Consider the following 6,934-nt stretch of genomic DNA (forward strand, 5'->3'; position numbering starts at 1 on the left):
TCATGATGCATACATTTCGGGCAATCCTGAAAGGAAATTTACTTGAATGGCAAGAGGAAGTCAATCAGTGGTTTCAGGGCGATCGCACTGTTCAGGTTCTGGTTACTTTTTTAGACGAAGAGGCAATCACTACAACCCATAGCCGTGGGCAACAAATGGCGGCAATACTAGAAAAATTAGCACAGTCACAGGCATTTTCAGAAATCGATCCGTTGGTATGGCAGCGTCAGATCAGACAGGATCGTGAACGCCCTGGGGGAGCGAATGATGCGGCTGGATAGCAATATTATCATTTACGCAACTCGCCCTGAATATACCTGGTTACGTGAATTCATTGCCAACCATGAGTCAGCCGTTTCTGCACTCAGTTACGTTGAAACATTGGGCTATCATCGTTTGACGGAGATAGAGCGCCAACTTCTGGATGAATTTTTTGCGGTAGCGTTAGTCTTGCCAATTTCGCAGCCTGTTTTGAATCAAGCTGTAGCACTACGCCAAATGAGACGCATGACGGTAGGAGATGCCATTATCGCAGGAACAGCTCTAACACATAATCTTATATTAGTGACCCGGAATGTAAATGACTTTCAATGGATTGAGGAATTACAGTTATTAAATCCTTTTGAAAGATGAAATTATACGATTTTTTGCCGTCTGGCAACTGCTATAAGGTACGTTTGTTACTGGCTCAACTGGGAATTCCGTTTGAGCGGGTAAACGTGAATATATTACAAGGAGAAAGCCGAACTCCTGAATTTATACCCAAAAATCTCAATGGACGAGTTCCTGTGTTAGAAGTTGAACCGGGTAAATTTCTGGCAGAATCCAATGCCATTTTATGTTATCTGAGCAACGGGACACCATTTCTACCTGATGATCCTTGGCAACAAGCAAAAGTACTCCAATGGTTATTTTTTGAACAATATAGCCACGAACCCTATATCGCCACTTCTAGATATTGGATTTCTATCTTGGGAAAGATTGAGGAGTATCAGCAAGCACTCGCCCAAAAACGCCAACCGGGTTACGCGGCGCTCACTGTTATGGAGACTCACTTACAAAAGCATCGATTTTTTGTCGGCGATCGCTATACCATAGCGGATATTGGCTTGTTTGCCTATACTCATGTTGCGGATGAAGGCGGCTTTGATTTAAGCAAATTTCCCGCCATCCTGAGTTGGTTAGAACGGGTTACGGTTCAACCGGGACATATTCCCATCACCCCAAATAAGTAACCCATGTAACAATCAAGTTCGTAGTTGCGCTGTCTTCGCTATAATTCGAGCTAAAAACTCTGCAATACCTTGATCTGACCCCACCCTAACCCTCCCCTTATCAAGGGGAGGAAACTTGAATAGATTTGGTTAGGTTGGTTCCTAATCTTGAAATTAATACTATGATTGAGATTGATCTGTCGAGAAAATAAATCAGGTCAGCGCATCTACTTGCAAATAAGTCACGACTCAAGTTTGTCAAGTTGCTGTGAATGCCGCCAAAGCATCCGATCTATTAACCCTCGTTGAAGCTCTCTACTCAGCCTTTCAATTGTTTGTAGAGAACAAATCGGCATTGGCTGTACAAACTTAGCAACGAGACGACTAAGGGTTAGCCAAACATAAAGGTAGATGCAGATGAACCCTGATGAGCTATTGAATAGATACCAAGCAGGCGAACGAGATTTTTTTCTCATCGACGTCAATGGAGTCAACCTGATAGGTGCGACTCTGAGAGCAGTAGATTTAACTCATGCCAACCTGAGCCAAACGACATTAGTCCAGGCTAACTTGAGCCGCGCTACCCTGCATAATGCCAATTTGCAGGGAGTTGACTTGCAAAGAGCAAATCTGCGAGGTGCTGACTTGAGTGGTGCTGATTTGATGGGAGCGAATTTAGTGGCGGCTGATTTGAGTTTTGCCACGTTGACGGGTGTGGATTTAACTGGGGCTAATTTAAGTTTTGCCCGGTTGATGGGTGCTGATCTCAATGGTGCTAACCTCTGCCAGGTTAACCTATTGGGCGCGGATCTGCGGGGTTCTCTGTTAATTGGCGCTAATCTCAGTCGCAGCAATCTGAGTCGCAGTTATTTATTTGAAGCTGATTTAAGTGAGGCAAATCTGGAGCAAGTTAAGTGGCAATGCAGTTTGTACAATCTGCAAACTTGTTTTCCTGAAGCGTTTGCTCCTCAACAAGGGGGTGCTTACTTAATTGCGCCTGATGTCTCTCTCGCCGGAGTGGATTTAAGCGGTGTTAATCTCAAGAGAGAAAACTTACAAGGGGCGAATCTGAGTCGGGTCAATTTAAGTAAGGCTAACTTACGTTGGACAGACTTCCGTGATGCCAACTTGCAGGAAGCAAATTTGAGTGAGGCGACTCTCAGTGGCGCTAACTTACAAGGGGCTTCTTTGAGTCAGACAAATCTGGAAAAAGCGAATTTAAGCGGTACAACGATGCCCAATGGGGAGTTACATCAGTGTCATGGAATTCAGAAATTGGCTGGGAGGTAGGGAGCAGGGGGAGCCATGTAGAGACGTAGCATGCTACGTCTGGGAGCAGGGGGAGCTGGGGGAGGTAGGGGAAGGGATTGGCAAAATTTTGTGTAAGAATCAATCATATCATTACTGCATGGCAATGCTGGGATTGGCTTGATAAAACCAATGAACTTGGCTCTCGGACAAACAATTGGTGGACGCTATAATATAGTGCGGCAACTGGGACAAGGTGGGTTTGGTGCTACATTTGTCGCCCACGATCACCACTTGCCCAGCGATCGCGATTGTGTGGTGAAGCAACTCAAACCCCAAGCGACTGACCCGTTTACGTTGCAGACGGCGCGGCGTTTGTTTGAAACGGAAGCCAAAATCCTGCATCAGTTGGGACATCATCAGCAAATTCCGCAGCTATTTGCCTATTTTGAAGAGAGTCAAGAGTTCTATTTGGTGCAGGAACTGGTTGAAGGGGATAATCTGAGTCAGGAATTGACGCCGGGAACATCCTGGTCAGATCAGCAGGTGATTGATCTGTTGCAGGAAATCCTGACTATATTAGCGTTTGTTCATCAGCATCATGTGATTCACCGAGATATTAATCCCCACAACCTGATCCGGCGTAAATCCGATCGCAAGTTAGTCCTAATTGATTTTGGCGCGGTTAAACAAGTTAGCACTCAGATAGTGCAGGGAAAATCCTCTAGCTTTACGGTGGCGATTGGTACGCCGGGATATCGACCCAGTGAACAAGCGAATGGGAATCCCCGTTTGAGTAGTGATATCTATGCGGTGGGAATTGTCGGGATTCAGGCGTTAACCGGTGTAGCGCCTCAGGAACTGCCCGTTGATCCCGACAGTGGAGAAATTTGCTGGCGCGATCGCACGTCGGTTTCCCCAGAGTTGGCGAAGGTTCTGGATAAGATGATCCGCTACGATTTTCGCGAACGCTATCCCTCGGCGGAGGCGGCTCTGCAGGCGTTGGATGACTTGACTCAACCCACGAAGGCGACAGTGGCTTTAGGCGCGGCTTCCCCGTCGTCACCTGTTACTCAATCTTCTAAACGGAAGAAACTTATAGTTGTCCTCTTAATTGCCATGGCGGTAATGGCTGGTGGGGGAGGGGCGACAGTGGCGATTATTAACTGGATTAATTCGACCAATGCTACCCAATCCTATAACCGAGGTGAAACACTGCTGGAGTTGAGGCGGTATGAGGATGCCCTCAGCGCTTATAATCGTGCGGTTGAACTGCAACCGGACTATGCTGAAGCTTGGCTGGGTCAAGGGGATGCGCTTTTGGCATTGGGTAAGGCTGAAGCGGCGTTGGATGCTTATGATCAGGCGATTCAAATTCAGCGTGAGTATCCAGAGGCGTGGAAAGGGCGAGGAGAAGCGTTAGTTGCATTGCAGCGTTATGAAGCGGCGATTAGTGCGTTTGATCAGGTAACGAAACTGCAACCCGATGACGTGGAAACCTGGGAACGTCGCGGCATGATACAGATGAAGTTACAGCGCTATTCGGCTGCGATCGCGTCTTACGATAAAGCGTTAGAGATTCAACCCAATTATGCCTCAGCCTGGTATCGGCGCGGCTGGGCATTGCATAATTTACAACAGTACGAAGAGGCGCTTAAATCTTATGACAAAGCCGTAGAACATAAGCCCGATTTCGCTGAATCCTGGTATCAACGGGGGAATGCCTTTGTCAATTTAAACAAACACCGTGAAGCGGTGGACTCTTATCAGCAAGCGGTTCAGTTCCAGCCGGATTTTTACCGGGCGTGGTACAGTCAGGGTAGTATTTTGAATAATTTAGATCAGTATCAAGAGGCTTTAGCCGCGTTTGAACAAGCGGTTAAACTTCAGCCCAACAGTTATGAGGCTTGGTATGGTTGGGCTTGGGCGTTGCATCAATTGCAGCGTTATGATGAAGCGTTAACGGCTTACGAGAAGGCGGTGAAACTGAGACCCAATTCTGAGCAAGCCTGGTATAACCGGGGGAATGTCTTCTATACATTGCAACAATACCAAGACGCGATCGCGGCTTATAACCAAGCTGTTGCCCATAAGCGCAGCCATTACCAAGCCTGGAATAGTCGCGCTAATGCCCTATTTAGCCTGAAGCGATACAACGAAGCCTTGACCTCTTATGAAAACGCTTTGAAATATCAACCTGATTACAAAGAAGCGAAGCGAGGGAAAGACCAAACTCAGCGTGAACTTGAGAAGTTGAAAAAACCATCCCAGCGCCAGCCAGCCAGTAAAGATGACAAGGAAGAAACTGAGGAGTGAACTCAAGTCTTATTCAGAGAAAATTAGCGATATCTTAAATTAAATTCACATCTAATAAGTAGTGAATAATTTTTTATTAATTAGGGGCAATGTAGGGGCGCAAAGCTTGCGCCCTTAACGATGTATCGCATCAAACCAGAAATTGCTATATCTGGCGTCTTCTGTACCAATGAGTCTACTTGACCGACGCCCGAAACAGGATATGTTTAAAAATTAACCCTATATTATACCTTATTTCCCTAAAAAAAACAGAAAATTTCCATTTTCTTCACAAGTAGTTTAGAATCAGCGCTTATAATCGGTACAGTATCTGTAGTTTTCTGTGACAGTTCTTATCCAACCTTAACAAGTCCTATTAGTAACCACTTAGTGATGCATAGAATCCTTTTAATCGATGACGATCCCGCAATCTCAGAACTTGTCTCCATTAACCTAGAAATGGCAGGATACGAAGTTCACCAAGCACCCGATGGTATCAAAGGTCAGGCGCTAGCGCTGCAACTCCAGCCCGACCTGATCATGCTAGACTTAATGCTCCCTCGAGTCGATGGCTTTACCGTTTGCCAACGGTTGCGTCGGGATGAACGCACCACGGATATTCCCGTGTTGATGTTGACAGCGTTGGGTCAAACGCAGGATAAGGTGGAAGGGTTTAATGCTGGTGCGGACGATTATCTGACTAAACCCTTTGAACTCGAAGAAATGCTAGCACGGGTACGCGCCTTACTGCGACGTACTGACCGCATTCCCCAAGCCGCCAAGCATACGGAAATCCTCAACTATGGTCCTTTGACCCTGATTCCAGAACGGTTTGAGACGATTTGGTTTAATCAGACGGTCAAATTAACCCACCTGGAATTTGAACTGCTACACTGCTTGTTACAGCGTCATGGTCAAACGGTTTCTCCCAGTGAAATTCTCAAAGAAGTCTGGGGATATGATCCAGATGACGATATTGAAACAATTCGTGTTCATGTTCGCCACCTGAGAACCAAACTCGAACCTGATCCCCGTCATCCCCAATATATTAAAACAGTATACGGTGCGGGATACTGTCTGGAGTTACCCAATACTGAAGAAACCGCCGAGGCGGGATCATCCAACTCAGCAAAAGCAGAATAGATTGGGGATTGGAGACGTGTTGAGACGCACCATTATTTGTCTGTAGGGGCGGGTTTAGAAATTTTCCTGTTGCGATGGATGATCGCGTTTATTCAAAACCCGCCCTGATTAATGGTGGGGCAGGTTTCACGCTTATCGTTTTTTCCCGTTCCCTCTCCCCGCCTGTATATCCAACAATCCAATCCTCTAATTAGTAAAGGAGTTTAAAATCATGGCGCGAACTGCCTCAACCATGTTACCTTTAGGCACAAAAGCCCCAGAATTCCAGTTACCCGATGTGGTATCGGGCGAAACGATTTCCTTAGACAGGTTTGCGGGGAAACAGGGATTAGTGATGATATTTCTGTGCCGTCATTGTCCATTTGTCAAGCATGTACAGGGAGAATTAGCCAAACTAGGTCGAGACTATCAGGATGCGGATCTGGGGATTGTAGCAATTAGCGCCAATGATGCTACGACTCACCCAGACGATGCGCCTGAGAAGTTAAAGGAAATGGCAAAAGAATTAGGATTGACGTTTTCTTTGTGTTATGACGAAAGCCAGGAAACGGCTAAAGCCTATACAGCCGCCTGTACGCCAGACTTCTTTGTGTTCGATCGCGATCGCAAACTCGTCTACCGGGGACAATTCGACGATAGCCGCCCAGGGAATGATCAACCTGTGACAGGTAAGGATCTGCGATCCGCGATCGATGCGGTATTGGCGCAGTCTCCCGTCAGTGAAGAGCAAAAGCCTAGTATCGGCTGCAATATCAAATGGAAGCCGGGGAATGAACCTGCGTACTATGGCGCTTAATGATCAATTTAGAGGTTGGGATTAGGGCGGGTTTTGTTGTTGAATTTAAGGTAGGTTTCCTGATGTAATCCCTAAACCCGCCCCTACATCTTTGGCGTGCGATCGCGGTTGAAAATCCGATAGATTTTGTTATCCCCTTTGAGGTTGGGATTAGGGTAGGTTTCATTTGTAGGGGCGGGTTTAGGGACAAACTTAACCCACAAACCAATAACCTTTCTGCAAAACCCGCCCTACCCCA

Annotated in this window: 7 protein-coding genes; all 7 read left to right on the plus strand. The window is 46.5% G+C overall.

The genetic code is table 11. From position 1 onward, the window contains the following. Positions 1-2 precede the first annotated feature (2 nt). On the plus strand, positions 3-281 hold the full coding sequence (locus tag RIB93_RS14080) for a hypothetical protein (RefSeq protein ID WP_446373383.1): 279 nt from the start codon (positions 3-5) through the stop codon (positions 279-281). Then, positions 265-633, plus strand: coding sequence for a type II toxin-antitoxin system VapC family toxin (locus RIB93_RS14085; RefSeq protein ID WP_446373384.1), 369 nt, complete (start codon positions 265-267; stop codon positions 631-633). Before RIB93_RS14080 ends, RIB93_RS14085 begins: the two co-directional genes overlap by 17 nt. Then, positions 630-1,235: a glutathione S-transferase family protein gene (locus tag RIB93_RS14090; protein WP_446373385.1), complete on the plus strand. Its 606-nt coding sequence runs from the start codon at positions 630-632 to the stop codon at positions 1,233-1,235. The genes RIB93_RS14085 and RIB93_RS14090 overlap by 4 nt, the downstream gene beginning before the upstream one ends. 396 nt (positions 1,236-1,631) lie before the next feature. Then, on the plus strand, positions 1,632-2,504 hold the full coding sequence (locus tag RIB93_RS14095) for a pentapeptide repeat-containing protein (RefSeq protein ID WP_446373386.1): 873 nt from the start codon (positions 1,632-1,634) through the stop codon (positions 2,502-2,504). Between the two features lie 150 nt (positions 2,505-2,654). Further along, complete coding sequence (locus tag RIB93_RS14100; RefSeq protein WP_446373387.1) at positions 2,655-4,778, plus strand: tetratricopeptide repeat protein; 2,124 nt, start codon at positions 2,655-2,657, stop codon at positions 4,776-4,778. 372 nt (positions 4,779-5,150) lie between these two features. Next, entirely contained in the window at positions 5,151-5,900 is a 750-nt protein-coding gene (locus tag RIB93_RS14105) for a response regulator transcription factor (protein WP_446373388.1), read from the plus strand. A gap of 211 nt (positions 5,901-6,111) precedes the next feature. Further along, complete coding sequence (locus tag RIB93_RS14110) at positions 6,112-6,696, plus strand: thioredoxin family protein (RefSeq protein ID WP_446373389.1); 585 nt, start codon at positions 6,112-6,114, stop codon at positions 6,694-6,696. The last annotated feature ends 238 nt before the right edge of the window (positions 6,697-6,934 follow it).

The organism is Coleofasciculus sp. D1-CHI-01 (assembly GCF_040218875.1).
Taxonomy (GTDB): domain Bacteria; phylum Cyanobacteriota; class Cyanobacteriia; order Cyanobacteriales; family Coleofasciculaceae; genus Coleofasciculus.